We start from the raw sequence: 4150 nt of genomic DNA on the forward strand, positions 1-4150 counted from the left end.
GGCCGGTGGCCGCGGGCCGCGCGGTCGGCCGTGCCGCCGCCTCCCGCTCGCCGCCGGCCGGTCCGGCGACGGTCGGTTCCTCGTCGCTCCTGGCCAGTGCCGCACGGGAGTCGGTCAGCTTCCGCTCGATTCCGCTCATCATCAACATGCCTGCCATGACGAGGAGCGGAAAGCCGAGCACGATCAGCAGAGCGGGTGGCGTGAGACTCACCGATGAACCCCCAGGCCGGCGTCAGCATTCTTGGCGGCGCCGCCGCTCGCGCCGCACGGTAGGCATTCCCCTGCGCCGCGTGGGCTCACCTGCGCGCGGCCAACTCACCCGCGGCGGGTAGCCACCCGAACCTGGGCCACGTCACCGTTATGGCCATCCCCGCCGCTGTTCCCGAAGGCGCCACGCTCGTACGCTTCCCACAACATGTCTGCGCGGCCCCTACCGTTACCCGCCTACGGCGGCCGTCCGTCGGTGGCGGACGAGGATCTGCTGGCGCGGATCCGCCTACTCGCCGAGCAGGTCGACTATGCCCTCGCCGAGATCGCCCTGCGGCGCGCCGCCTACCGGCGGGTCTGCGAGGAGGAAGCGGGCTGGCAGTGGTCACCGGGCGGCATCGAGGCGCTGAGCCGGCCGCCGGTCGCCGAGGCGCTCGCGCTGCAGCTAGTCGCGGTGGAGCGGCTTCGACTGTGGGCGCAGGAGCTGCTCTGGTTGCAGGAGCAGGCGAGCCTGCGTGGCCTGCTGGGGTGACGTGGCCTGCTGGGGTGACGTGGCCTGCTGGGGTGACGTGGCCTGCTGGGAGGAGGTGGCCTGCTGGGAGGAGGTGGCCTGCCGGGATGCGCCGGGTCAGCCCGCCCCCGGCGGGCCCGCGTCGATGATCTCGAACAGCCGCCGGCCGAGGTTCGCCGCGGCGACGTTGCCGCGGTGCAGGTAGCGGTCGACGCCGGCCTCCAGGCTCTCGGCGGCGTCGTCCTTGCGTCCCGCGCGGTAAAGCACCTCGGCGCGGGCGAGCAGCGCCAGGCCCTGACCGTCCACGTCGTCGGTGCGCCCGGTGAGGTCGACGGCGGTCTCGGCGAAGCGCAGTGCCTCGGCGTCGCGGCCGCGCAGGGACAGCATCCGGGCATGCACCCCGCACCAGCCGGCCTGCGCCGGTAGCTGGTCGGCTGCTGCGGCGTCCCGGCAGCGGGTGACCCACTTGCCGGCGTCGTCGAGTTTGCCGAGGCGGACCAGCACGTCGGCGAGGGCCGCCGCCCGGTTGGCGAACAGTGCCCGTTCGCCCATCCGGGACAGGGATCGGCAGCTTCGGCGCAGCTCACGTTCGGCGACGGGCAGCTCGTCGGCGAGCGCCGCGACCCGGGCGACGACGAACCCGCCGTGGTGCGGGTCGACCCGGGGGCCCCGCAGGTCGTGCACGATCTCCTCGGCGGTCTTCAGGTGGATGCGGGCGGCCTCCGGATCGCCCGACATCGCGGTGAGCACGGCCAGCTGGGCGAGTAGCGTGCGGCGCAGCGCCCGATCCTCTCCGGCGGCATCGAGGGCCTCGCTGGCTCGGGTGAGGCCGGCGGTGACCGGTCGCGGCCCGAGACTCATCAGCAGCGCCAGCTCGCGCCGCAGCGACTGCGCGGAGCGGGGTACCCCCGATTCCTCGGCGTGCTTCACGGCGCTCTCCATCGCCCGCTCGGCCGCGGTGATCTGACCCGCGGCCCAGTAGGCGCTCGCCTGGCTGCGGCAGGCCAGCGCGGCGCCGACGTCGTCCCCGGAGCGGACGAACATGCTCAGCGACGCGGCGGCCTCCGACAGAGTGGTGGCGACCAGCCCCTCCGGATCGGTGGAGAACAGCACCCGCAGGTGCGCGAGCCTGGCGTGGGCCCGCAGGCCGTCCTCGCCGGCGCGCCGGGCCCGCTCGGTGACGCGCCGCAGGACGAGTTCGGCGTTGGAGAACTGCCCGAAGAAGGTGAACAGCGCCCAGCCGATGTCGATCTCGGCCCGCAGCCGCAGCGGATCGGTCTCGGGCAGCAGCGTGATCGCCCGCTTGAGCAGGTGGGCGGCCCCGCTCTCGTCACCCTGGCGGATCCGGTCGGCCGCCTCGATGAGGCACGTCGCCGCCGCCCGGCCCAGTTCGGTCGTCTCCGGCCCGCGCAGGCCGATCTCCACGCGGTACCGGAACGCCTGCTCCAGGTGGTAGCCGACCAGCTCGTCGTGCTCGCCCGGGCCGCCGATCAGCCGGGCCTGCAGCCACTGGGCGAACTGCTGGTGCAGCTCGGCCCGGCGGCGCTTGGACGTCGACTCGTAGGCACAGTCGCGCAGCAGGACGTGCAGGAACCGGAAGGCCTCCACCCCGGGCAGATCGGAGCGGTCGGGGTGGACCAGCTCCTTGCGTACCAGGCTCAGGCAGTGCGCGGCGACCAGTGGTCGTTCCGCCTGGTCGGACAGGTCGATGACGGCGTCGAGGTAGAACCGTTCGCCGACGACCGCGGCCCGCTCCAGCACCCGGCGCTCGGCCGGCTCGAGCCGGTCGAGGCGGGCGGCCAGCAGGGAGGAGATCGTCGGCGGCACGGTGACGTTGCGCAGGCTGCCGGTGGCCAGCCAGCGGTTACCCTCGCGGCGCAGGAGACCGTCGTCGACGAGGGCGGCCACCATCTGCTCGACGAACAGCGGGTTGCCGGCCGCGGAGGTGGTGATGCGGTCGACCAGGGCCGGGTCGAGGTCGTCGGAGCCCATCAGGCTGCGGATGAGCCGCTGGCAGCGGGCCTCGGTCAGCGGCGCGAGCAGCATCGAGGTGGCGTTGAACTTGCCGCCGCCCCAGGTGCGCTGATCTTCCAGCAGCTCCTGGCGGGCCAGGCAGAGCAGCATGATCGGGGCGTCGCGGGACCAGTCGGCGATGTTCTCGATCATTTCGAGCAGGGTCTGCTCGGCCCAGTGCACGTCGTCGAACCAGAGGATCAGCGGTCGGCGCGCGGCCAGGGCCTGGAAGAACGAACGGACCGCCCAGAAGCTCTCCTGTGGCCCGAGCTCGGCCCCGCCGAGGCCGATCAGCGGGGCGAGCGCCTCGACGATCTCGGCGGCCTGGTCGACAGCGTCGAGCAGCTCGCGCAGCCGGCGCCGGCCGTCCGGCGCGCTCTCGTCCGCCGACAGCCCGGCCGCCTGGCGCACCATCTCCATCAGCGGCCAGTAGGCGATGCCCTCGCCGTAGGACAGGCAGCGGCCGGTGAGCACGGTGGCCCGGCTGGTCAGGGACTCGCAGAACTCGCCGACCATCCGGGACTTGCCGATGCCGGCCGAGCCGAACACGGTGAACAGGTGGCAGGTGCGCTCCTCGACCACGGCCTCGAAGGCGTCCTGCAGGCGGCGGCGCTCCCGATTGCGGCCGATGACCGGGGCGGTGAAGCCGAGGATCGGCGCGCGGGCACCCGGACCGGCCGTGGGGTCGACGAGGCCGGTGAGACGGTGCACCCGCAGCGGCTCCCGCTTGCCCTGCACGACCAGCGGCCCGAGCGGGCTGACCGTCACGCTGTGCCGGATGAACCGGTGGGTGTTGTCGCCGATGAGGATCTCGTCGGGCGGGGCGGCGCTCTCCAGCCGGGACGCGACGTTCACCGCGTCGCCCGTGACGCCGCCGCCGGCGACGGTGACCTCGCCGGTGTTGATGCCGATCCGGACCCGCAGCCGCAGGTCCCACCGCTGCTGCAGGTCGGCGTTGAGCGCCTCCATCGCCGCGCGGATGTCCAGCGCCGAGCGCACCGCCCGCAGCGCGTCGTCCTCGTGCAGGATCGGGATGCCGAACACGGCGAAGACGGCGTCACCGATGAACTTCTCCACCGAGCCGCCGTGGTTGTAGATCACCTCGCGCACGGTGGTGAAGAACTGCCACATGACCTGCTGCAGTGGCTCGGAGTCGATCTTCTCGCCGATGTCCGTCGATCGCGCGATGTCGACGAACATGATCGTCACGGTCTTGCGCGCGCCGCTTCCGGGGGTGGGCAGGGGGTTGCCACAGCCGGAGCAGAAGCGCGCCCGCTCCTGGTTGTCCTCCGCGCATGTCGGGCACGGCACCATGTGCCGGATGGTAGGCCGATCTCGGCTCGGCGCGGGTGAGTCCCACTGCGTGGTGTAGATCGGGAGCGGCTGGTTGATCGTCCGGGGTGCGGGTGTGTCGCTCCG

At 73.0% G+C, this 4150-nt stretch carries 2 protein-coding genes and 1 pseudogene; 1 reads left to right on the plus strand and 2 read right to left on the minus strand.

What is annotated here, in order from left to right; genetic code table 11:
• Window positions 1-211: pseudogene (locus MXD58_RS21790) on the minus strand (hypothetical protein); the annotation flags it as partial.
• 252 nt (window positions 212-463) lie between these two features.
• On the opposite strand from MXD58_RS21790, the gene MXD58_RS21795 reads away from it, so the two are divergent.
• A complete protein-coding gene (locus MXD58_RS21795; protein WP_250609824.1) occupies window positions 464-739 on the plus strand; it encodes a hypothetical protein in 276 nt (91 codons plus the stop codon).
• A gap of 96 nt (window positions 740-835) precedes the next feature.
• On the opposite strand, the gene MXD58_RS21800 is transcribed toward MXD58_RS21795, so the two are convergent.
• On the minus strand, window positions 836-4045 hold the full coding sequence (locus MXD58_RS21800) for an ATP-binding protein (RefSeq protein ID WP_248839870.1): 3210 nt from the start codon (window positions 4043-4045) through the stop codon (window positions 836-838).
• Window positions 4046-4150: the final 105 nt, after the last annotated feature.

Origin of the sequence: Frankia sp. AgKG'84/4, assembly GCF_023242965.2 — a bacterium.
Lineage (GTDB): Bacteria > Actinomycetota > Actinomycetes > Frankiales > Frankiaceae > Frankia.